This is a genomic window from Turicibacter sanguinis (assembly GCF_013046825.1).
In the GTDB taxonomy this organism is placed as follows: Bacteria; Bacillota_I; Bacilli_A; order MOL361; family Turicibacteraceae; genus Turicibacter; species Turicibacter sanguinis.
On the sequence record NZ_CP053187.1, the window covers coordinates 1,045,759 to 1,071,210 of the forward strand.

Consider the following 25,452-nt stretch of genomic DNA (forward strand, 5'->3'; position numbering starts at 1 on the left):
GAGGACCTATTAATGGAAAAAATCGTTGTACGTCAATTATTTAGAAATTTAGATCGTTATGCTAACCAAGTGGTTGAAATTAACGGATGGGTTCGTAACAATCGCGCTCAAAAAGCATTTGGATTCTTAATGATCAATGATGGATCATTCTTTGAAACAATCCAAGCTGTATATGAAGAAAATTTAGAAAACTTTAAAGAAGTTCAAAAATTTCGTGTTGGTTCTGCTGTAACAGTTCGCGGATTAGTTTATCCTACACCAGGCTCAAAACAACCATTTGAAATTAAAGTACAAGAAGTTATTCTTGAAGGAGATTGTCCAGAAAACTATCCAATCCAACCAAAACAACATACTCGTGAATTCTTACGTGAAGTGGCACACTTACGTCCACGTACTAACCTATTCTCAGCAGTATTCCGTGTTCGTTCATTAGTAGCATACGCTATCCATAGCTATTTCCAAGAAAAAAACTTCGTTTATGTGCACACTCCAATTATCACTGGATCAGATGCTGAAGGTGCAGGAGAAATGTTCCAAGTTACAACGTTAGATTTCAATAACGTACCACGCACTGAAGAAGGAACAGTAGATTTCAAACAAGATTTCTTCGCAAAATCTACAAACTTAACGGTATCAGGACAGTTAGAAGCTGAAACATTCGCTTTAGCATTACGTGATGTGTATACATTCGGACCGACGTTCCGTGCAGAAAACTCAAATACACAACGTCATGCTGCTGAGTTCTGGATGATTGAACCAGAAATCGCATTTGCCGACTTACAAGACGATATGGATTTAGCTGAGGGTATGATTAAATACATCATCAACTATGTATTAGAAAATGCCCCTGAAGAAATGAAATTCTTTAATCAATTCGTAAGCAAAGGTGTATTAGATCGTGTTAAAGCTGTGGCAGAATCAGACTTCAAACGTTTACCATACACAGAGGCAATTGAAATTTTATTAAAAGCAGATAAAAAATTCGAAAACCCAGTTTCATGGGGAATTGACTTATCCACAGAACATGAACGTTACTTAACAGACGAAGTATTCAAAGCGCCTGTTTTCGTAACAGACTATCCAAAAGATATTAAAGCATTCTACATGCGATTAAATGATGATCAAAAAACAGTTGCTGCAATGGACCTTTTAGTACCAGGTGTTGGTGAATTAATCGGTGGTTCTCAACGTGAAGAACGTTTAGAAATTTTAGAGCAACGTATGGATGAAATCGGAGTACCAAAAGAAGAATTAGACTGGTATTTAGACTTACGCCGTTATGGTGGTGTAAAACATGCTGGATTCGGTTTAGGATTTGAGCGTATGATTATGTACATCACTGGTGTTGAAAATATTCGCGACGTTGTACCATTCCCACGTACACCAAAAAATGCAGAATTCTAAGATATCCACAAGAAAAACTCTCCTCATGGAGAGTTTTTTAATTTAATATAATGTGTAACCGTATACAATTATAAGTCCTTTCTAAATTACGATATAATTAAACTATTATAATAGGGTAATTATACACTAAGAAAGGGTGATGACATTGGCCACGATGAAAGACGTTGCAAAATTAGCAGGGGTTTCCTTATCAACAACATCTTATGCACTAAATGGAAGCAATAAAATTAGTGACGCAACAAGGCAGAAAGTTTTAGAAGCAGCTAAACAACTTAACTTTTCTCCAAACGCAGCTGCTAGGTCTTTAAAAACAAAAAAAACAAAAATTATTGGTGTTATTTTAAGTGATTTTATCGGTCCATACTTTAGCAGTTTATTAGCTGGAATTCAACATCAAGTACGAGAAGACGGATACGATGTTATTGTTATCTCAGGTATTGAAACAGGAGAACGATTTATTAGACAAAAACTTGTAGATGGAATGATTATGTTAAATCCAGCTATTGAAGATAGCGTAATAGGCGCTTATGCTAGTCACGAAACACCTTTTATCCTAATGGATCGCAAACTCGAAGGCGATGGAATTTATAACGTCATGATTAACAACCATGATGCTTTTACACAAATTATGAAACATCTAGTTCAACAAGGTAGTAAAAAAATTGCCTATATGAGTGGGGATACATTTGCATCTGACAATAACTATCGTCATGATGCTTATCAACAAGTCTTAAAAGATTATGAACTAACGTATTCAAGAACTTTTGAGTGTGATTATACAAAAGAAAAGGCATATCAAATCGTAAAACATTTAATTGAAAAACAAGAGGTTGACTTTGACACATTAGCCTGTGCTAATGACTTGATGGCAGTCGGAGCCATTGAAGCCTTTAAAGAAGCTGGAATCAATATTCCTAATGATATCATTGTTTCGGGATTTGATGATATTGAACTTTCACAATATTGTTATCCACAAATCACAACCTATCATATCAATCGCTATCAATGGGGGAGAAAAGCGGGCGAAATTATGATGCGTGCGATTAATAAAGAAGAAGGAATTCATACGCATGAATTTACAGGATATTTAATTGAGCGTGATTCAACAAAAAAGGCATCGAATTAATTTCGATGCTTTTTTAAAGGGGGAAAAACAGATGAATTACAAGTGGATTATTGAAAATCAAGTAGCTATCTCTTTAGAATCGCGAGAAAAATTATCATCAGAATCAATCTTTCAAACAATTGTAACCATTGAAAAAGAAGATTTCCGTTTAATTTGGAAATGGAATGACTCTAGTGAAGTTAGACACTATATGTATACTGTGGGCAATTATCCTAATCCAACAGAATTTGAACTTTATGAATTTCAACAATTTATTAACTATGAAATTAAACATCGTCGAAAGATTCTTTTATGGTTTCAATCAATCGATATGCAAGAAATTTATTTTAACTATTTAAAAATAAATCATCCACAAGTAGAGTTACCATTAAAGCTTGAACACTGTAAAGCATGCTATGAAAAGGGCTGTTTAACTGATTTATTTTGTCATACTTCTTCCATAGAAGATGGAATTAAAATTTTATCAACAGGAGAACTACTTTCATCAAGAAAAGTTCGTAAAGAAGATATCAACGTTTTAAGAATGGAATCGAGAAATGCAGCTGGCGATCCTGTGGACTATTTTGATTATGTCATGCTGTCTTACGGTAACTGTTTTTCCGGAGATCGTTTAGTAACAGAAAGACGAATTAATGACAATCCCACTGAATTAGACTTAACAACTAACTTCCAACCAGGCATTCGGTATTACTTTAATCGACAGGCCCTTCAACACCATCCTAACTTTTGTTGTGATGGCTATCATGCTGGTAAAGTAAAAGATCGAATTAACCTATTAGACCACCTACTTTGCTGTATTGTGCCGAAAACCCACGAACAATTAATTAAACAATTTGCTCATCCAAACTTATTATCTAAAATTATATTTTTAGAGACTATAGCAGATTTACACTTATGGACACATCAAGCCTATGAAACAGCAAAAAAATTCAATCATTAAAAACACGCCGAGTAGCGTGTTTTTAATTTAATTGTCGACAAATAAAAACAGTTATCTACAAACCATTCACACCCATGTGGACAAAAAACGACACTTATCTACAAGTTATTCACAGGATATCAACAAACAAAAATGTTGTAAAATCGACACTTTCAGACACTTATCCTCAATATCCACAATGCTTATTATTGTTTTTATTATTAAAAGAATATAATAATATATATTAATCGAATATTCGACAAGTTAATCTATAAAAAATATATAGCTCAGTGTTAGAATCCTTTTTATCCTATTTTCTAATATCCATAATTTTTAGACGGAACTAATTTCTACTTGTTAAAGTGATAAAAAAACCACTCTAGTTAGAGTGGCTTATTTTTTCTTTTTATTCTTAGAATGACCATATGATTTTGATTGTGAACGATAACCACCTTTTTGACCATTTTTTTGATTAGATTTAGTAGCAGGTTTTCCACTTTTACTTGGTAACTTTGGTTTAGCAGGTTTAATTAAACATTCAGGGCCATAACCCACTAAATCTAAACGTCCAGCCTTTTGTAATGCCTCATAAACTAAATCATAATTCTGTGGATTCTTATATTGAATTAATGCACGTTGCATTGCTTTCTCATGAGGATCTTTCGGTACATAAACAGGGGTCATCGTACGAGGATCAACTCCTGTATGGAACATCGTTGTGGATAACGTACCTGGAGTTGGATAGAAATCCTGTACCTGTTCAGGTTGATGATTAATATCACGTAAATATTCTGCCAACTCAATCGCTCCACGTAAATCACAGCCCGGATGTGAACTCATTAAATAAGGGACTAAATACTGATCCTTATCTAACTTTTGATTAATCGCATAATACTTCTTCACAAAACGATCATATAAAGAACGCGTTGGTTTTCCCATATAATGCAATACCGTATCCGAAACATGCTCAGGTGCAACCTTCAACTGCCCACTTACATGATGCTCCACTAATTCGCGGAAAAATTCATCATTCTTGTCATACATCACATAATCATAACGAATACCCGAACGCACAAAGACTTTCTTCACCTTCGGTAAAGTTCTTAACTTGCGTAAAAGATCAAGATAATCACTATGATCCACCTTCAGTTGTTTACAAGGATTTGGATGTAAACATTGCTTCTTCTTGCAGACACCTTTTGTCATCTGCTTATCACAACTTGGGGCATAGAAATTAGCCGTTGGTCCCCCAACATCATGAATATATCCTTTAAAATCAACATCCTCAGTAATTTTCTTTGCTTCTTCAATAATAGACTCTTTAGAACGAGTTTGAATCGTACGTCCTTGATGGAACGTCAAAGCACAGAAATTACATCCTCCGAAACATCCACGATTTGAAATTAAACTAAACTTCACTTCATCAATCGCCGGAATATGACCCATTTCTTCATACATCGGATGATACTTTCTCGTATAAGGAAGGGCATACGTATAATCCATTTCCTCTTGAGTTAAACGTTCACCTGGTGGATTTTGAACTACATACCAACCTTGGCAAGGCTCCACTAATGTCTTAGCGACAATTGAATCAGTATTTTCATACTGAATATTAAAACTTTTTGCATAGGTCATTTTATCCGCTACAATTTCCTCATAGCTTGGAAGCATAATATAATCATACGCGCGGTCTAAATCTTTTGTCTTCCATACTGAACCACGAATATAAACTAAATCTTCAACTGCAATTCCAGCATTTAAGGCATCTGCAACCTCAATAATAATTTTTTCACCCATACCATACAGTAATAAATCAGCCTTGGCATCTAACAATAACGAGCGACGTACTTTATCATCCCAATAATCATAATGAGCTAAACGACGTAAGGATGCCTCAATTCCACCCACAATAATCGGAACATCAGGATAAGCCTGACGTGCCATATGTGAATAAACAATCGTTGCACGATCAGGTCGTTTTCCCATCTCACCGTTCGGTGTATAAGAATCTTTTTTACGACGGCGCTTAGAAACCGAATAGTGATTTACCATGGAATCAATATTTCCTGAAGAAATTAAAAATCCTAAACGAGGCTTTCCAAAACGTCTAAACTCCTCAACATCTTTCCAGTTTGGCTGAGAAATGATACAAACCTTATAACCATATGCCTCAAGCGTTCTTGTAATAATAGCGGCTCCAAAAGAAGGATGATCCACATAAGCATCACCCGTAATATAAACAAAGTCAGCCTGTTCCCATCCACGCGCTTCCATTTCTTCACGTGTTACCGGTAAAAATTCTGACATATTATCACCTCATCAAATTCAATATATCGCCATTATAACAGGTTTATTCTAAAAACACGAACCACATTTATTAACAATAGACATAAAAAAAAACGACTTAATGTCGTTTTTTCACTCTATTCAAAAATGATACCCTCTGTTAAATAACTATTTTGATACAAATCTGTCAGACAATAATAAACTAAACAATCATTTTCACCAATCGATTGATAATTCACCACAAGACCTGATTCATCTACAACTAAAGGATCTCCTAAATAATAACTCCCATCATATTCCCCGTCATATGTATAACCATCTACTATAAAATTTAATATATCCCCCTCTTTAATCGGAACAAGTCCTCGAAGTAAAATAGAAGACTCATCATATCCATATCGATAACCAGCTACCTTCCCCTCCGGTTTTTCATTATCCCAGATTAAAATAATTTCAACCTCTTGATTATTTACATGAGCAGGGACATAACCATAAGACATCCACTTATCCCCATCCACTTCTTCACCCAGTGCATAAAAAGGCACAATATGATCATTAATAGCGACCCACGTATGGTCAAACGTCATCATCAAATCCCCATCATCATCAAACTCATAAAGATTATCAAAACCCAACTCCAAATAACCTTCCCCATCATCATAATAAACCTGGCACTCAACCTTTGAAATCAAATTCCAGTCCTCATCCGATAAAATAAGCGCATAATACTCTCCCTTATCCTCAATCTCCCAATCATAATCCATATAATTACAGTCCAACATCATTCTTACAAAAAGCTCCATAAACGAGACATACCCCTCATCTATCCCCAACTGCATATAAACATCCATCATTCCATCAAAATACTCAAGCTCTGAGTATGGAAAATAAACAGATATCCCACCTATATCATCAGATGAATTAGAACTGGCTTTATACTTTACACAATCATTAATAGCTTCAATGAGCACATCAGATTGCTCTAAATCAATTTCTTTTGCTAAATCTGCCAAATCAACATGGTCAATATCAGTATTTCCAAAGCTTTTACTCTCACTTCGTCCTTTAGAAATTAACTCAAAATTTTGATTATTTAAAACTAAATTAGCTTCCTCTAATAACATACAAAAACTTTCATACACAGATCCAATTTTTGATAAATCACCTACGGCGAGTGTTGCGCTCATTCCATGACTTTCAACTATACTTCTGTTTATATAATCATCCACAATTTGTTTTCCTAAATCTAAAGTCTCAATACTAGGATTCTTAGAAAGAGTCGTTAACCAGTCGGTATAATACCAGCCTCCTGCTGGTTCCGTTTCTTCGGAGGCAATCATATAATCGGCATAATCATCTAACACTAATCCGACCTCAATCGTAGACATTAAACAGGCATCAAACCCAATAAAGTCAAAATAGACGCCACCATCCTCTAATGCGGTCTCAAGCTCATAAATCTTCATCGGCACCTTATCAAAATTTTCATCTACAGCAAAACCATCCAAAGCCCCTCCACCATGGTCCCATAAAATTAACACATAACGGTCAGCCATAAAATGAGTTGCCGCATAAGAAATAAAATCACTTAACGTAGAAGGATCCGCCATGTCTTTAAGCCCTAAATTTTCATCTAATAAAACAAGTTCACCATTCTCAATCAAATAACGTTGATTAGTTTCAGTACTAATCACATCATTTTTCCATTGACGGGTTCCACCCGTTTCAATAATAACATTCACTTGCTCAGATAAATCAGCTGCAAGCATTTCTTCTAAATCCTTTGTTGCAGATCCAAGCTCAGACTCTAAATCAGATCCACACATATAAACCATAACCGTTACAACCGTATCATCATGAAGCGACTCGAACTGATCACAGCCGAGTAGCATTAACAAGCACAAAAAATAAACCCCTAAATACCTCAATTAAATCGCCTCCCATTCTCAATAAAAGTATATGGGAGAATCATTTAAAGATTGACATAAAAAGAGACTAATCTTAACGATTAGTCTCTTTTTGACATTTATTTAGAAGATTTCTTTTTCTTATCGTAAACAATATAAGCAACTGTTCCAGCAACCACAAGTAACGCTGCACCTGCGATTAATAAAACCTGAGCCCACTCACCATCAGATGAGATAGAATCATCAATCATTAACACATAAGATGAATGAGGTGTCACTGTTACAGAATCACCTTTCACAACCTCAATCACATCAGTTCCCGCTACCTCACCATTTGCAACTAATTGCCAATCAGCTGATTTTGGTAAAGTAATCACTTGCTCACTATCTGTCGCGTTGTGGATAACCGTAATATCAGACGCTGTATCCCCATTCGCATTATTTCCTAAATTGAAAGCAATCACACCAACAGGAACATCTTCCATAAACGTTAAATTCGCTTGAATATCTTCTTGTGCTGACATACGGAATGCTGGATGCGCACTACGAAGAGCGATTAATCCTTTATAGTAGTTATAAACATCAGCATTTTCTTCTTTCCAATTCCAATCGATTTGGTTTACCTCATCAGATGCATTATAACTATTATGATCTCCATCTTTCGTACGCATCATCTCAACACCAGCATGTAAGAAAGGAACACCTTGAGCAGTTAACACAATCGCATTCGCTTGCTTTTGCATTAATTTAATTGTTTCCTCATCAGCATCCGGTAACGTTGCAACTAACTTATCATAAAGCGTATTGTTGTCATGTGCTGAAACATAGTTAATTGATTGAGAAGCTTCAGTTGCCCAAGGACCGCGAGATCCTCCTGCTAATGAAACACGGTTATAATCAATTTGAGAATGCTTTGTCGCTCCAACAATACCAAACTTCACACGCTCATCAAAACTAAACTGTCCATTAACAAAACCAGGCTCTTCAGCATTGAATACACTACCTTTTACTCCATCGCGAATATCATCACTAAACATCCCGATACCAGGCATTTGAGACGCATAAATTTTTAATGCTGCCTCATTTTGTTCTAACGCAGAACCACCAGCATCCCAACCTTCACCATAAACAATGATTGTTGGATCAATCTCAGTTAAAGCTGCACGAACTTCATTCATCGTTTCAATATCATGTAACGCCATTAAGTCAAAACGGAATCCATCAATATGATACTCAGTTGCCCAGTACTTCACTGAATCCACAATAAACTTACGCATCATTGAGCGATCAGATGCTGTCTCATTTCCACAACCAGATCCATTTGAGAACCCACCATCAGTTGTTTGACGATAATAATATCCTGGTACAATCTTATTAAAATCAGAATCCGCTGTTGCTCCTGTATGGTTATAAACCACATCCATTACCACACGAATTCCATTTTCGTGTAAAGATTGGACCATTTGTTTAAACTCATTAATACGAACCTCACCATGCTCAGGATCCGTTGAATAAGACCCTTCAGGAACATTATAATTTTGAGGATCATAACCCCAGTTAAATTGAGGCTCATCTAATTTTGTCTCATCGATTGAACGATGATCAAATGCTGGAAGTAAATGCAGATGAGTAATACCCAAATCCGTTAAATGATCCGTTGCCCCCTCTTCAGTAAACTGTAAAAACTTCCCGATATTTTTAAATCCTGCTGACTCATGACTTGACCAGTCACGCATATGCAACTCATAAATCACCGCATCTGTTGGAGTTCCACTAAACTCAGGACTCACATCACTGGACCAGTTTTCAGGATCCGTTAAATCTAAATCAACAACCATTGCACGATTCCCATTTACCCCAACCGCACGAGCATAAGGATCAACTGCTTCGTTCGTTTGACCTGAAACCGTCACTTCATACGTATAATAAGTCAGATTCAAATCACCACTAACATCTGCAACCCAAGTTCCTTTAACATCACGAGTCATATCGATTTGCTCAATTAAATTATCTCCACTACCTGCTTCATATAAATTTAAAACGACATGACTAGCTGTTGGTGCCCATACTCTAAATGATGTTTTATCCTTAGAATAAGTAAATCCTAAATCATCACCTTCATAATAGAATGCATCATTAAACTCTTCAGAATCAAAAAGCCCTGTAAATGATACTTCGATTGCATCCTTAAATCCTTCTTTTGCAATCGTATAAGAATCCTCTAAACTAATATTCTCTTTTAATAAAGCAACAATTGTAGAACTAGACTCATCTAACATCACTTGATCTAATTCTAAAATATTTCCTTGGCTATCGCGTACTTCGACACCTTCCGTCGATGTAATTGGAGCTGCTCCTGTAAACATAATTTTATTTAACGACTTAAACGTTGCTGTTGATAAACGTGGCGTTAAATCAACATCTGCCTCACTATAATAAATATTAGAATCACCTTCTAATAAATAAACATTCAATACACCCTCAGTCGCTTTAGTTAAATCAATAAAACGATCCTGATCAATATCTCTAGAATCCCAGTTACCTTTTCGCATAATAATTCCAAGCTTATCGGCACCATTTAAATCCTTTAAATTAATCTTAAAGATCTTTCCATAATCATCTTCATCTTCAAATGAATAAGACAATCCTTCCTGACCGTCAACCCATCCCCAAATATTCCATTTCTTATACTTATCATCATATCGACGATAATGTACAAACACTTGAACCTCAGCTTCCTCATCACTTACAGTCGATACAGTATCATTACCTGCAGTCTCTAACTTCACAACTTCGCCACCGGCTCCCGCTGGTGCTTCAGTTAAATAACCACACTGCCCCTCAGAAACCCAAATCTCAGTATCATCCTCAACCTTGATTCGCTGGTCCTCATCACAGTTTTTCTCTTGCCAATCCCCCTTACGAATAATGAATCCCGCTTCATTGCCTTTGGCAACCTCAATCTCTGCAATATAACCAAAGTCATCTTTAGCAGTAAAATCAATTTGCTCCATATCCTCAGTCCCAGTATCCCAAGCCCAAATATTCCATTCATCGTATACTCCGTCAGTGCGTTGATAATGAATCGTCAACTTCGCATCATCCGTCGCATGAATCCTCCCATTTTGTAAAATAGATGTTACCATAATTGCTATTGCTAGCATCAAAGAAATTTTACGTCGCATACTAGACCCCCTATATAAAGTTACATTCCTAATTCTACCACAACCAAAGGTTTATAAGTATACGCTTACACAATGTCGTAATCGGTTACCTACAAAATAAAAAAGATAGTCCATTACGGACCATCTTCTACTGAAATTTGTAAAGTTTACTATCATTATTTAAAATCTCTTCAATTGGAAGAGGCTTAGAAATTAAATACCCTTGAACAAGCTCACAATAATTATCTAAAACATAACTCAACTCATCATAGGTCTCAATACCCTCAGCAACTAACTCAACGGCTAAATCATCTGCTAAATTTCTAATCAACTTCACAATCGCTTGCGTCTTCTTATTTTGATGAATATCTTTAATAAACGAACGATCAATCTTAATAACCTGTGCATTTAACTGATTTACATAGTGAATCGATGAATAGCCTGTTCCAAAATCGTCTAAAACAATTTGAACGCCCATTTTTTTCAAAGTCTCTAAATTCTTATTACCAATTGTAATATTATCAATTAAAATTTGCTCTGTAACTTCAATACAAATTTTATGAGCATCAACCTCATAAAATTTTAAATTATCTTCAATATACTTAACTAAAGTTTCATCCGCTAAAGTCACACCTGTAATATTGATTGATACCTTAGGAAACTCAACTCCCTCATGATCGTACTGATGAATTGTACGTAACACTTCTTTTAATACCCAAAAGTCTAATTGTTTAATATCGCTAATTTCATATAAGTAGGGTAAGAATGAACCTGGAGCAAGCGTCCCTCTATTTGGATGATTCCATCTGATTAACGCTTCTAATTTACTAACAATATTCGTTTTAGCATTGACAATGGGTTGGAAATATAAAACAAGCTCATCATTTGCTAGACCTTGAATAAATTCATTTCTAACACGAATCGATTCTAAATACTTTTCCTTTGTCGAAGCATTAATTGTTACAAAAAATTCATTTTTATCTTTAATTAAATGACGTTTTACATACTCATAATAAACTAAATATTGCTCATAAGGTTCAATTGGATACAGTTCCATACAGAATGCTTTAAATTGTCCAGAAAAAGAATAATTATTAATCACAATTCCATTATGAATTAAGTTATTTAAAAGTTCTAACTTTGTTTTGATTTCATTCAATTCTAAATTATGTGTTAATATTGCAAATTGGTGTTCCGATATTCTAGCCATCTTACTGTAAATAAATAAGCTTTTTAATCTCTCTACAAAGAAATTTAAAAATTCATTATTCGATTTATCGGTTAATCCACTTTGGTAACTTGTAATTGATAAATCAATAATGGTTAAGAATGAATCTTGGTATTGAATACTAGATTTTAACTCTTCAAATCTTCTTTTTAATCCTTCACTATTTAACGTATTTGTACTTCGATCGTGGAATGCTAAATATTTTACTTCATGAGCAATTTCATACAAATCAGAAACATCACGATTATATCCAATCGTAAAAGACTTCTTAATAATCGGCATTACATACTTTGTTCCACTTGTTTGAATCCAAATATACTTTCCATTACTATGCTTTACTTTTAAAACAATTTGATATCTACCATGTGTTTTTAATGATTCAATTGATTCTTCAAACTTTTTTCGATATTTTGGATGAATTAATGTTGGAAAAAAATTCTTATCTTTTATTTGATTATTATCAGCCAATCCAAGCAATTGATAATTTTGTTTTGACCACCAACTTACATCACGATTATCATAATAAATCCAATAGCCATCATGACTATTTTCAAGAATTTTATTTAATAAAATGATATGTTCGAGTTTATATCGACCAAAATATAAAATTATAAATAAAATCAATCCTCCTATAATATAGTTCATATTTTTTTCCTCCAATAAAACTTATATACCAGTATTATACAATTAAATTTGACAAATTCCTATATGACAAAAATTTCGCTTTCAAAAATAGGATAAAAGCTTTTATAACTGTTAAATCATGGTTTGTATCGTATATATTTATAAAGTTATTGCAATAATCATATAGAATCGTTAAAATAAGTTGTGCTATAATTAGTAGATAAAATTACACATTATGGATGATGATAAAATGAGCACAAATAAAATTAGTGGATTAGTTAGCTTTCATATGAAGCTAACGCAAGGACTCGATGTAACGGAAACGAAATTCGATACATCTGCCACATTATATAAAAAAAATGAAAAATTCTTTTTGTTTTTTAATGAAACTAATTTTGAAGATGATTCTATAACAAAATGCCGTTATGAAATGGACGATAACTCAGTTCGAATTCGTAGAGATGGACCAATTATTATGGATCAAATTTATAAGATTAGTGAGCTACAATCAGGATATATCAAGACTATCTATGGTCAATTAGATACAAAGTCTAAAACTCATCGGTTATCTTTAGAAATTTTAGACGCCACGTTAACTCTTAATTTAGATTACGATTTATTTGTATCTAATGAAAGAGCAGGTAATTATAAATTAACTGTTATATTCAATAAGGAGGATATCTAGCTAATATGATACAAACATTAAAAGAAAACTTAAAAGCAGAGATTAAACAAGCTGTTTTAACATGTGGATACATTACTGAGTCAGATGATTTAAATGTTATTTTAGAAAATTCAAAGGATGTAAGTCATGGGGATTATTCAACAAATATTGCTATGCAACTTACAAAGATAGCTAAAAAAAATCCTCGTATGATTGCAGAAGAAATTCTTAATAATTTTAATGCTGAGTCTGCGAATGTAGAAAAAATTGAAATTGCTGGGCCTGGGTTCATTAACTTTTTCATGAAAAAATCTGCATTTACGCAATCGATTAAAAATATTATTGAGTTAGGTCATGAGTTTGGTACTAGCAAAAGTGGAAATGGATTAAAATACAACGTAGAATACGTTTCGGCTAATCCAACTGGAGACTTACATTTAGGACATGCTCGTGGTGCTGCATTAGGAGATTCTTTATGTAGAATTTTAACTAAAGCAGGGTACGATGTAACTCGTGAATACTATGTAAATGATGCTGGAAATCAAATTCATAACTTAGTTATTTCAGCATATGCACGCTACTTGCAAGCTTTAGGTTTAGAAGCTGAAATGCCAGAAGACGGGTATCATGGGCCAGACATCATTGCTTTAGGACAATCTATGGTGGAACAATATGGTGATAAACTTGTTAATAAATTAGACGAAAACTACAAGTTAATTCGTGAAATGTCACTTGAATATGAATTAAATAAAATTCGTAAAGACTTAGATATGTTCGGTGTGGAGTTTGATATGTACACAAGTGAGCAAGAGTTATATGATAATAACTTAGTACAAGAGTCTATTAAATTACTAGAAGAAAAAGGATTCATCTATGAAGAAGATGGAGCAGTTTGGTTCCGTTCGACTGATTTTGGTGATGACAAAGATCGTGTATTAAAGAAATCAGATGGTTCGTACACTTATTTAACTCCAGATATTGCTAATCATATTGAGAAATTAAAACGTGGTAATGATAAATTAGTAGATATTTGGGGAGCAGACCATCACGGATATATTGCGCGCGTAAAGGCATCTATGCAGGCTTTAGGATATGAAGCGGATAAATTAGAAGTAGATATTATTCAAATGGTTCGTCTAATTAAAGATGGTGAAGAATTTAAAATGTCTAAACGTACAGGGAAAGCTGTAACAATTCGTGAATTAGTAGATGAAGTAGGTGTAGATGCAGTACGTTATTTCTTTGTTATGCGTAGTGGAGAAACACAAATGGATTTCGATTTAGATTTAGCAACTAAAAAATCAAATGAAAATCCTGTTTATTATGCGCAATACGCTCATGCCCGTACTTGTTCAATTTTACGACAAGCTGAAGAAAAAGGCTTTAATGTAGAATTAAAAGATCAATATAATCACATTACCCACGAAAAAGAATTTGAGGTAATCAAATTAATGGGGGATTTCCCTATTGTTGTTGGAGATGCAGCTAACAAAAGACGACCTCATTTAATTTGTAATTATATTAATGATCTTGCCACAGCATTCCACAGTTTATATAATGCAGAAAAAGTAATTAATGAAGAGAATGTTGAGAAGACTAATGAAAAATTAGCTTTAATTAAAGCTCTAGAAATTACAATCAAAAATGCATTAGAATTAATTGGGGTATCAGCTCCAGAACGTATGTAATTATCATAAGGAGGAATAAAAATGACAATTAACCAAGAAATGTCAATGTTAGAAGTAGCAGAATTACTAATTCAACGTAAAATTAAACCTCAAAAATTCGAGAAGATTGCAAAAGAAGTTTGTGAAATGATGGGCTTAACAGATGATGAATTCCAATCGAAATTAGCTCAGTTTTATACTGATTTAACGTTAAGTGGAAAGTTTGTAACAGTTGGAGAAGATAAATGGGATTTAAAATCACGTCAAAAGTATGATGTGGCTAATTATGATACATATGACATTGATTTTGATGATGAAGAAATTGAAGTTGTTACTGAAGATGGATTTGACGTTTATCCAGAAGAAAATGAAGAATTCATAGTAGAGCCTGAGGATGAAACTGAAAAAGAAAAATATCTAGAAGACGAAGAAGAAACAGAAGATGATTATAGCGATGAAAGTGATGCAGAAGTTGAAGAAGAAACAGATGAGTTTGAAGGCTTAGCTATTTATAGCGAAGATGACTTTGAGTAATGATGTAATAAAAGACTCCTTTTAGAGAAAAATCCCTCTATATTAGATTTTTGATCTAATATAGAGGGATTTTTTATTAAAAGATTAAACAGTAATAAAAAATATAAAATTAATTCAAGAGATTTCTTAGAATATAAACAAGAGGGGAAATAGGTTAGATTTGAAGAAAAATATTTAGTATTCGTGCGAGACAAAAATTACCCTAAATGCTTATTGAATTTCCCTATTAATTTATAAATTTTATATAATTAAATGTAATTTCAAAAAAAAGATAAAAAAATGGATAAAAGGTTTGACAACTTTCGACAGACATGATAAGATAATCAAGTCGTCGAAAGAAGACAAAAAAAGAAATCGAAAGATTTTAAAAAAACTTCAAAAAAGTGTTTGACAGAAAGAGTTAAACATGATAAGATAATCAAGTCGCTGAAACAAGTGACAAAGAAGTTCTTTGAAAACTAAACAGAACGTCAACAAACATTACTTTAAGAAAATAAGTTTCTTAAAAGAAGCTTAGGATATAAACAAACTATTATGGAGAGTTTGATCCTGGCTCAGGATGAACGCTGGCGGCGTGCCTAATACATGCAAGTCGAGCGAACCACTTCGGTGGTGAGCGGCGAACGGGTGAGTAACACGTAGGTTATCTGCCCATCAGACGGGGACAACGATTGGAAACGATCGCTAATACCGGATAGGACGAAAGTTTAAAGGTGCTTCGGCACCACTGATGGATGAGCCTGCGGCGCATTAGCTAGTTGGTAGGGTAAAGGCCTACCAAGGCGACGATGCGTAGCCGACCTGAGAGGGTGAACGGCCACACTGGGACTGAGACACGGCCCAGACTCCTACGGGAGGCAGCAGTAGGGAATCTTCGGCAATGGGCGAAAGCCTGACCGAGCAACGCCGCGTGAATGATGAAGGCCTTCGGGTTGTAAAATTCTGTTATAAGGGAAGAATGGCTCTAGTAGGAAATGGCTAGAGTGTGACGGTACCTTATGAGAAAGCCACGGCTAACTACGTGCCAGCAGCCGCGGTAATACGTAGGTGGCGAGCGTTATCCGGAATTATTGGGCGTAAAGAGCGCGCAGGTGGTTGATTAAGTCTGATGTGAAAGCCCACGGCTTAACCGTGGAGGGTCATTGGAAACTGGTCAACTTGAGTGCAGAAGAGGGAAGTGGAATTCCATGTGTAGCGGTGAAATGCGTAGAGATATGGAGGAACACCAGTGGCGAAGGCGGCTTCCTGGTCTGTAACTGACACTGAGGCGCGAAAGCGTGGGGAGCAAACAGGATTAGATACCCTGGTAGTCCACGCCGTAAACGATGAGTGCTAAGTGTTGGGGGTCGAACCTCAGTGCTGAAGTTAACGCATTAAGCACTCCGCCTGGGGAGTACGGTCGCAAGACTGAAACTCAAAGGAATTGACGGGGACCCGCACAAGCGGTGGAGCATGTGGTTTAATTCGAAGCAACGCGAAGAACCTTACCAGGTCTTGACATACCAGTGACCGTCCTAGAGATAGGATTTTCCCTTCGGGGACAATGGATACAGGTGGTGCATGGTTGTCGTCAGCTCGTGTCGTGAGATGTTGGGTTAAGTCCCGCAACGAGCGCAACCCCTGTCGTTAGTTGCCAGCATTCAGTTGGGGACTCTAACGAGACTGCCAGTGACAAACTGGAGGAAGGTGGGGATGACGTCAAATCATCATGCCCCTTATGACCTGGGCTACACACGTGCTACAATGGTTGGTACAAAGAGAAGCGAAGCGGTGACGTGGAGCAAACCTCATAAAGCCAATCTCAGTTCGGATTGTAGGCTGCAACTCGCCTACATGAAGTTGGAATCGCTAGTAATCGCGAATCAGCATGTCGCGGTGAATACGTTCCCGGGTCTTGTACACACCGCCCGTCACACCACGAGAGTTTACAACACCCGAAGTCAGTGGCCTAACCGCAAGGAGGGAGCTGCCTAAGGTGGGGTAGATGATTGGGGTGAAGTCGTAACAAGGTATCCCTACCGGAAGGTGGGGATGGATCACCTCCTTTCTATGGAGAAAGAGACGTTCTGTTTAGTTTTGGAAGAATTTCTTCCAAAAGTTGATCTTTGAAAACTAGATATCTTCAAACAGAAGAAAAAAATAAAGAATTATTTTTTATAGGTTAAGTGAATAAGGGCGCACGGAGGATGCCTTGGCACTAGGAGTCGAAGAAGGACGCGACAAACGGCGAAACGCCTCGGGGAGCTGTAAGTGAGCTTTGATCCGGGGATATCCGAATGGGGAAACCCGCTAGTGGTTATACGCTAGCACCATATGGTGAATACATAGCCATATAGGAGACAGACCCAGGGAACTGAAACATCTAAGTACCTGGAGGAAAAGAAAGAAAAATCGATTCCCGTAGTAGCGGCGAGCGAAGTGGGAAGAGCCCAAACCGGCACTAGCCGGGGTTGTAGGACCTTCATAATTGACAAATCATGATAGCCGAGTGGTCTGGGAAGGCCAACCGGAGAGGGTGAGAGTCCCGTAGGTGAAATTGTGAAATGCATGGAAGGAATCCTGAGTACGGCGGGACACGTGGAATCCCGTCGGAATCAACGAGGACCATCTCGTAAGGCTAAATACTACCTAGTGACCGATAGTGAACCAGTACCGTGAGGGAAAGGTGAAAAGAACCCCGGAAGGGGAGTGAAAGAGAACCTGAAACCGTGTGCCTACAAATAGTCAGAGCCCGTTAATGGGTGATGGCGTGCCTTTTGTAGAATGAACCGGCGAGTTACGATATCGTGCGAGGTTAAGCAGAAGATGCGGAGCCGTAGCGAAAGCGAGTCTGAATAGGGCGAAGAGTACGATGTTGTAGACCCGAAACCGTGTGAGCTAGCCATGAGCAGGCTGAAGGTCAGGTAACACTGACTGGAGGGCCGAACCAGGGCACGTTGAAAAGTGCTTGGATGACTTGTGGCTAGGGGTGAAATTCCAATCGAACACGGATATAGCTGGTTCTCTCCGAAATAGCTTTAGGGCTAGCCTCGATGGCAAGTCTACTGGAGGTAGAGCACTGAATGGGTGATGGCCCCACCTCGGGGTACTGATCTCAATCAAACTCCGAATGCCAGATAGATATCATCGGGAGTCAGACTGTGGGTGATAAGGTCCATGGTCAAAAGGGAAAGAGCCCAGACCGCCAGCTAAGGCCCCCAAGTGTCCGTTAAGTGGAAAAGGATGTGGAGATGCACAGACAACTAGGAGGTTGGCTTAGAAGCAGCCATCCTTTAAAGAGTGCGTAATAGCTCACTAGTCGAGTGACTCTGCGCCGAAAATGTACCGGGGCTAAACGGACCGCCGAAGCTGCGGATTGACACTTAGGTGTCAGTGGTAGGAGAGCGTTCTAACAGCGGAGAAGCAGTACCGGAAGGAGCTGTGGAGCGGTTAGAAGTGAGAATGCCGGTGTGAGTAGCGAAAGATAGGTGAGAATCCTATCCATCGAAAGCCTAAGGTTTCCAGGGGAAGGCTCGTCCGCCCTGGGTAAGTCGGGACCTAAGGTGAGGCCGAAAGGCGTAGCCGATGGACAACAGGTTGATATTCCTGTACCACTTATTAAACTGATGGAGTGACGGAGAAGGCTAAGTTGAGCGTGTTAATGGATTCACGTGTAAGCAGTGAGGTGGTCATGTAGGCAAATCCGCATGGCATAACATTGAGCTGTGATGCCGAAGCCGTATGGCGAAGTCAACTGATGTCACGCTTCCAAGAAAAGCTTCTAGGGTTAATTTAGTAAGTGCCCGTACCGATAACCGACACAGGTAGGCGAGGAGAGAATCCTAAGATGAGCGAGAGAACTCTTGTTAAGGAACTCGGCAAAATGACCCCGTAACTTCGGGAGAAGGGGTGCTTGTGAAAGCAAGCCGCAGTGAATAGGCCCAGGCGACTGTTTATCAAAAACACAGGTCTCTGCTAAACCGCAAGGTGATGTATAGGGGCTGACGCCTGCCCGGTGCTGGAAGGTTAAGAGGAGAGGTTAGCGCAAGCGAAGCTTTGAATTGAAGCCCCAGTAAACGGCGGCCGTAACTATAACGGTCCTAAGGTAGCGAAATTCCTTGTCGGGTAAGTTCCGACCCGCACGAAAGGCGTAACGATCTGGGCGCTGTCTCAACAAGAGACTCGGTGAAATCATAGTACCTGTGAAGATGCAGGTTACCCGCGACAGGACGGAAAGACCCCGTGGAGCTTTACTGTAGCTTGATATTGAGCACTGGTGACACATGTACAGGATAGGTAGGAGACGAAGAAGCCAGGACGCCAGTCTTGGTGGAGTCGCTGTTGGGATACTACCCTTGTGTTACTGGGGTTCTAACCCGTGGCCATGATCTGGTCAGGGAACAGTGTCAGGTGGGCAGTTTGACTGGGGCGGTCGCCTCCCAAAGAGTAACGGAGGCGCCCAAAGGTTCCCTCAGAATGGTTGGAAATCATTCGAAGAGTGTAAAGGCAGAAGGGAGCTTGACTGCGAGACCTACAAGTCGAGCAGGGACGAAAGTCGGGCTTAGTGATCCGGCGGTACCGAATGGAAGGGCCGTCGCTCAACGGATAAAAGCTACCCCGGGGATAACAGGCTGATCTCCCCCAAGAGTTCACATCGACGGGGAGGTTTGGCACCTCGATGTCGGCTCATCGCATCCTGGGGCTGTAGTCGGTCCCAAGGGTTGGGCTGTTCGCCCATTAAAGCGGTACGCGAGCTGGGTTCAGAACGTCGTGAGACAGTTCGGTCCCTATCCGTCGTGGGCGTAGGAAATTTGAGAGGAGCTGTCCTTAGTACGAGAGGACCGGGATGGACACACCGCTGGTGTACCAGTTGTTCTGCCAGGAGCATAGCTGGGTAGCTACGTGTGGACGGGATAAACGCTGAAAGCATCTAAGCGTGAAGCCCCCCTCAAGATGAGATTTCCCATTCGAAAGAAGTAAGATCCCTTGAAGACGACAAGGTAGATAGGTCAGAAGTGGAAGTGTGGTGACACATGGAGCGGACTGATACTAATCGATCGAGGACTTAACCAAAGAAACTGAAGAAGATATCTAGTTTTGGAAGATTAACGAAAGAATCTCCAAAAGGTCTAGTGACGATGGCAAGGAGGGCACACCTGTTCCCATACCGAACACAGAAGTTAAGCTCCTTAGCGCCGAGGGTAGTACGCAAGTGCGAGAGTAGGACGTTGCTGGGCCAAAGAAATGCGGGTGTAGTTTAATGGTAGAACTTCAGCCTTCCAAGCTGACTGTGAGAGTTCGATTCTCTTCACCCGCTCCAATAGCGAATAGTGCACTCGAAAGAGTGCTTTTTTTGTGCGAAAAATCAGGAAATGAAGAACAGGGATTCAGAAGAGTAATGAAGAAAAAACATTTCTTTCAATGATCTTTACGTGAATTTTTATAGTTAGAATATATTATTATTTAGATATATTTTATTTTTAATGTTGTATTATTATTTTTTTTCTGATAATATAGTCAAGAGCCTTAAAAATAGATGCATAGCTCTCCACTAGTGGAGGGCTTATTTTTTTTATGTAGGAAATTGAGTACAGGAGGATTTTAATATGACAAAATATATATTTGTTACAGGAGGAGTTGTTTCATCTTTAGGAAAAGGAATTACGGCATCTTCTCTTGGGCGTTTATTAAAAAATAGAGGTTTAAAAGTTTTTATGCAAAAATTTGATCCGTATATTAATGTTGATCCAGGAACTATGAGTCCATACCAACATGGTGAAGTATTTGTAACGGATGATGGAGCGGAGACTGATTTAGATTTAGGTCATTATGAGCGTTTTATTGATGAAAATTTATCACAAAACTCAAATATTACTACAGGGCGTGTTTATTCAAACGTAATTGAAAAGGAGCGCCGTGGTGAGTATTTAGGAGCAACTGTGCAAGTAATTCCACATATTACTAATGAAATTAAGTCTAAGCTACTTGCTGCAGCACAGGATAGTGGTGCAGATGTTATTATTACTGAGATTGGTGGAACAGTTGGTGATATTGAATCTTTACCTTTTTTAGAGGCTATTAGACAAGCCCGTAAAGATTTTGGATATCATAATACTTTATATATTCATAATACTCTAGTACCTTTCTTAAAGGTTGCAGGTGAAATTAAAACTAAGCCAACGCAACATAGTGTAAAAGAATTATTATCTTTAGGAATTCAACCTGATGTGATTGTTTTACGTACAGAAGTTGATATTGAAGATCATGTTAAAGAGAAGATTTCTTCATTCTGTAATGTTCCTAAGGAAGCTGTTGTACAGTGTATTGATGCAGAAATTTTATATGAAGTGCCAATGCACTTAAAGGCTCAAGGGTTAGATGATTATGTTTGTAAACATTTCGGAATCGAGGTTCCTGAGGCTGATATGTCTGAATGGGAAGAGTTAATTAATGTTGTGCGTTATTTAGAAGGCGATGTAAATATCGCGTTAGTTGGTAAATATGTAGCATTGCCAGATGCTTATTTATCAGTGGTTGAGGCGTTAAAACATGCCGGATATCATTATGGTAAGAAGGTTAAGATTAAATGGGTAGATTCTGAGAAAGTGACTGAGGAGTCTGTTGCTGAAATCTTTGCTGATGTTGATGGTATTTTAGTTCCTGGTGGATTTGGAAATCGCGGTGTTGAAGGTAAGATTTTAGCATGTCAGTTTGCTCGTGAAAATAATGTACCTTATTTCGGAATTTGTTTAGGGATGCAAATTGCTGCAATTGAGTATGCTCGTCATGTTGCTAAATTAGAAGGAGCTAATTCGACTGAGTTTGATGAGAAAGCTGCTTATGCTTTATTTGATTATTTACCAGATCAATATGAAGGGATTGAGATGGGAGGTACTTTACGTTTAGGGTTATATGATTGTAGAGTAACTGAAGGGACTAAGGCATTTGAGGCTTATCAGTCTGTAAATGTTAAGGAGCGTCACCGTCATCGTTATGAGTTTAATAATCAGTATAAGGCTATTTTAGAGGATGCTGGGTTAGTGTTCTCTGGTATTAATCCTCAAACTGGGTTAGTTGAGATTATTGAGATTCCTGAACATCGTTGGTTTGTTGCTGGACAATTCCATCCGGAATTCTTATCTCGTCCTCAACGTCCACAACCTTTATTCCGTGAGTTTATTAATGCGGCAATTACTTATAGTAATGAACAAAAATAGGTGATATGATGTCTGAGTTTAGCATTAAACCCAATGTAGTTAGTATTGCTAGATCGAAAAGAAAGTTTATTTATTTTGGAATTTTACTTTTAATTGTTAATTTTTATTTTGTTGCCCAGTATGTAAGGTTGATGTTAGATGAGCAGTCTTTTGGATATTATTTATTTGTTCTTGCGTTAGTAAATTTACCTATCTTTGTGGTATCTATTGTTTTGCTATTAGTTCCTACGATTCATAAGCATTATTATTGTGGGGTTTCTTATGTGTTTAAGGAGAATGCTCTAGTTATTCCAAATTGTGTGATTAATAGTTCTGATATTAGTGCTTTTGAGGATGTTGAATTTATTAGAGGTTTTTATAGGTTTTATATTTATTCTTTGGATAAATGCTATGATTTACATGGCATTTGTGAAGAAGATTTAGTGAAAATTAAAGAGTGGTTGGAAAAAAAGAAGGGATAATACCTTCTTTTTTTCATTAGGTCTTGTTGTACTGTATGGAAAATTTTATAATATAATTAAAACGTATTCATAATAGGGGTTATGAGATGAAGAAGGTTATTGTTTTATTTGTTTTGTTATTCTTGGGTTGTATGGATGTTCTAGCAACTGATGTGGTAACATCAGTGAGTTTGTCTGAAAATGAAGAAATTTGGTTGGAAAATTCTACTCAAATTAAATATATTATAGGATATCCAGCTTCGATTACACCTTTGAATTATTCGTATTTTTCTAGTTCTTTAAAGGGTGTGGTGACTGATATTTCCCAGGAATTTAATGTAGCCACGGATAAGTATTTGTATTCGGTACCTGTGACTGAGGTGAAGCAGAATAGGGATGTTATTGATTTTGGAATTGTGGATGTGATGATTTCGGGTAGGTTAGATGATTACGGGAATTTATTTTATAGTAGTCCGATTCATGAGTTTGAGTATACTTTTTTTGTAAATTCATCTAGTGATATAAAGAGTTTAGACGAAATAACGGGGAAAAGGGTCGGGGTTGTTTATAATGATTCTAATATTGGAAAGTATTTAGATTCCTTTGTGGAGTATCCGAATTATATTAGATTGTATGAGGCGCTTGATATGGGTGAGGTTGATTGTATTTTTGTGCCAGGTGATTTGTTTATGTATCAGAGTGCAGTGAATGAGTTGCGTGAGGTGAAGGTGTCTGAGTATAGTGGTTCAGCTTGGTATTTTGTTTCGGATAAACGCAATTTAATTTCGATTTTGAATAAGGTCATGGCACGAATGCAGACGGTTGAGGAGTATGCGGATACATTTATGAATCATCAAAATTCACTGAATAGTAAGTTGTATGATATTGATAAGAAGACGCATGAGTGGTTGTTTTATGATAAGCCTATGATGCGAGTTGGTGTTTATGATGTAGCTCCGTTTATGTATCAAAATGGTGAGTCTGTTGGTGGTTTGCTTGATTATATTGTGAAGCAGATCAAGACGAATTTTGGTATGGAGTTTGAGTTTGTTTTTGGTGAGTATGAGGAGTTAAAGGGTTTATATGATAGTGGTGAGATTGATATTTTACCCGTTTTTAATTTTGATTTTGTTAGTGATGGATATGATGTTTATCAAGGACAGCTTAATGCATATGCGAATTACGATCAGTTGTTGATTCACGATGAAATTAGTAAGAATAGCTCTGTTAAGATTGGGAGTATTTTAGGTCCGATTGTTTATAGTCAGGGTTTTTTGAATTTTAATCATTTAAATTCAAGGGGATTTGTCATTGATAGTACGCTTACTCATTTAATTGAGTCGTTGGATCATGAGATTCAATATTTGGTGATGGATCCTGTTTATTTGGATTATTTTGAGCAGTATGAGTTGTATCAAAAAGGGAAAATGGGCAAATATACGTTTTCTTTATTAGTGCAGGATGATCCATTTTATAAGAATTTATTTGATGCGATTAGCAAGCGCGATTTTTTAGATGATAAGTATTCAACTTTGTTAGCGACTGAGATGTATTTGTATGAGATGTCAAAGCTTCGTGATAACCTTTATTCGATGCAGCAACAACGGCTTCTTTTATTGGGGGTTTTTATTGTAACGATGGGTGTTATTGGTGTGTTATATCGTCAAAGGTATATGGATAAGAAGACGGAGTATTTGAAGTATACAGATTATGCAACAGGTCTTTTAAATCGAGTGGGATATGAAAATGAGATGAATAAGGTTTTGAAGAGGCGTCAACACTTTGCTTTTATCATTTTTGATATTGATTATTTTAAATCGATTAATGATACGTATGGCCATTTGATTGGAGACAAGGTAATTGAGCATGTGGCCTATACGATTAAGAGTTGTACAAGAAAAGGTGATATTATTTGTCGATTAGGTGGAGATGAGTTTGTACTTTGTCTGATGATGGATGATATTGCTAAGGTTTGTACGGTTTTAGAGGCTATTCAAGAGGAGATGTTTGATTATAGTGAGGATTTAAAGGTTACAGCTTCAATTGGTGTTACAATATATGAAGGTCAGGATTGTGGGATGGAGATGTTATATCATGAGGCAGACCAGGCTCTTTATAAAAGTAAGAAGAATGGTCGCAATCAATTTAATATTTTTTCAAAGTAGGGGTTGTGTTGATAGAGTTTTTTGGTATAATGTAAATGTTAAATCCTATTTTCAAAGGTGACTTAAAAATGAAGATGACTAATTTGGAAACTAAATTGATAAATTTAATATATATTTTAAACGTATAG

Annotated in this window: 13 protein-coding genes, 1 tRNA gene and 3 rRNA genes; 13 read left to right on the forward strand and 4 right to left on the reverse strand. The window is 37.1% G+C overall.

Annotated elements, in window-relative coordinates; translation table 11 throughout:
• Nucleotides 1-12: 12 nt before the first annotated feature.
• The 3 genes from asnS to HLK68_RS05130 all read left to right on the forward strand — a co-directional run bounded on the left by asnS (nt 13) and on the right by HLK68_RS05130 (nt 3,470).
• Nucleotides 13-1,404 (forward strand): asparagine--tRNA ligase, encoded by a 1,392-nt coding sequence (asnS, locus tag HLK68_RS05120; RefSeq protein WP_132942931.1) that lies wholly within the window; start codon nt 13-15, stop codon nt 1,402-1,404.
• A 154-nt stretch (nt 1,405-1,558) separates the two neighbouring features.
• The gene (locus HLK68_RS05125; protein WP_229040159.1) at nt 1,559-2,530 is read left to right on the forward strand and encodes a LacI family DNA-binding transcriptional regulator; all 972 of its coding nucleotides are present in this window, start codon (nt 1,559-1,561) and stop codon (nt 2,528-2,530) included.
• A gap of 31 nt (nt 2,531-2,561) precedes the next feature.
• Nucleotides 2,562-3,470: a hypothetical protein gene (locus tag HLK68_RS05130; protein ID WP_132942932.1), complete on the forward strand. Its 909-nt coding sequence runs from the start codon at nt 2,562-2,564 to the stop codon at nt 3,468-3,470.
• 372 nt (nt 3,471-3,842) lie between these two features.
• Here HLK68_RS05130 and HLK68_RS05135 read toward each other — a convergent pair whose 3' ends face one another.
• From HLK68_RS05135 to HLK68_RS05150, 4 genes are all read right to left on the reverse strand, one after another.
• Nucleotides 3,843-5,756 carry a YgiQ family radical SAM protein gene (locus HLK68_RS05135; protein ID WP_132942933.1) on the reverse strand — a complete coding sequence of 638 codons (1,914 nt, stop codon included), beginning with the start codon at nt 5,754-5,756 and terminating at the stop codon, nt 3,843-3,845.
• 116 nt (nt 5,757-5,872) lie between these two features.
• Nucleotides 5,873-7,663, reverse strand: a complete 1,791-nt coding sequence (locus HLK68_RS05140; protein WP_055164309.1) for a clostripain-related cysteine peptidase — start codon at nt 7,661-7,663, stop codon at nt 5,873-5,875.
• Nucleotides 7,664-7,761: 98 nt separating this feature from the next.
• Nucleotides 7,762-10,827 carry a type I pullulanase gene (pulA, locus tag HLK68_RS05145; RefSeq protein WP_132942934.1) on the reverse strand — a complete coding sequence of 1,022 codons (3,066 nt, stop codon included), beginning with the start codon at nt 10,825-10,827 and terminating at the stop codon, nt 7,762-7,764.
• Nucleotides 10,828-10,954: 127 nt separating this feature from the next.
• On the reverse strand, nt 10,955-12,679 hold the full coding sequence (locus HLK68_RS05150) for an EAL domain-containing protein (RefSeq protein ID WP_009607228.1): 1,725 nt from the start codon (nt 12,677-12,679) through the stop codon (nt 10,955-10,957).
• Nucleotides 12,680-12,908: 229 nt separating this feature from the next.
• Here HLK68_RS05150 and HLK68_RS05155 point away from each other — a divergent pair, with 229 nt between their 5' ends.
• From HLK68_RS05155 to HLK68_RS05200, 10 genes are all read left to right on the forward strand, one after another.
• On the forward strand, nt 12,909-13,343 hold the full coding sequence (locus HLK68_RS05155) for a DUF1934 domain-containing protein (protein ID WP_229040150.1): 435 nt from the start codon (nt 12,909-12,911) through the stop codon (nt 13,341-13,343).
• A 5-nt stretch (nt 13,344-13,348) separates the two neighbouring features.
• Nucleotides 13,349-15,010 carry an arginine--tRNA ligase gene (argS, locus tag HLK68_RS05160; protein ID WP_006783995.1) on the forward strand — a complete coding sequence of 554 codons (1,662 nt, stop codon included), beginning with the start codon at nt 13,349-13,351 and terminating at the stop codon, nt 15,008-15,010.
• Between the two features lie 21 nt (nt 15,011-15,031).
• Nucleotides 15,032-15,523 carry a DNA-directed RNA polymerase subunit delta gene (gene rpoE, locus HLK68_RS05165; RefSeq protein WP_006783994.1) on the forward strand — a complete coding sequence of 164 codons (492 nt, stop codon included), beginning with the start codon at nt 15,032-15,034 and terminating at the stop codon, nt 15,521-15,523.
• Nucleotides 15,524-16,054: 531 nt separating this feature from the next.
• Nucleotides 16,055-17,570 (forward strand): 16S ribosomal RNA (locus tag HLK68_RS05170).
• Nucleotides 17,571-17,682: 112 nt separating this feature from the next.
• A 23S ribosomal RNA gene (locus HLK68_RS05175) occupies nt 17,683-20,575 on the forward strand.
• Between the two features lie 55 nt (nt 20,576-20,630).
• A 5S ribosomal RNA gene (rrf, locus tag HLK68_RS05180) occupies nt 20,631-20,739 on the forward strand.
• Together the 16S, 23S and 5S rRNA genes with 1 tRNA gene alongside form the textbook arrangement of a ribosomal RNA operon.
• A gap of 9 nt (nt 20,740-20,748) precedes the next feature.
• Nucleotides 20,749-20,822: transfer RNA gene (locus HLK68_RS05185), tRNA-Gly, on the forward strand.
• A 286-nt stretch (nt 20,823-21,108) separates the two neighbouring features.
• The gene (locus HLK68_RS05190) at nt 21,109-22,719 is read left to right on the forward strand and encodes a CTP synthase (protein ID WP_006783645.1); all 1,611 of its coding nucleotides are present in this window, start codon (nt 21,109-21,111) and stop codon (nt 22,717-22,719) included.
• Nucleotides 22,720-22,727: 8 nt separating this feature from the next.
• Nucleotides 22,728-23,180 (forward strand): hypothetical protein, encoded by a 453-nt coding sequence (locus HLK68_RS05195; protein WP_006783646.1) that lies wholly within the window; start codon nt 22,728-22,730, stop codon nt 23,178-23,180.
• An 86-nt stretch (nt 23,181-23,266) separates the two neighbouring features.
• Nucleotides 23,267-25,324 carry a GGDEF domain-containing protein gene (locus HLK68_RS05200; RefSeq protein WP_006783647.1) on the forward strand — a complete coding sequence of 686 codons (2,058 nt, stop codon included), beginning with the start codon at nt 23,267-23,269 and terminating at the stop codon, nt 25,322-25,324.
• The last annotated feature ends 128 nt before the right edge of the window (nt 25,325-25,452 follow it).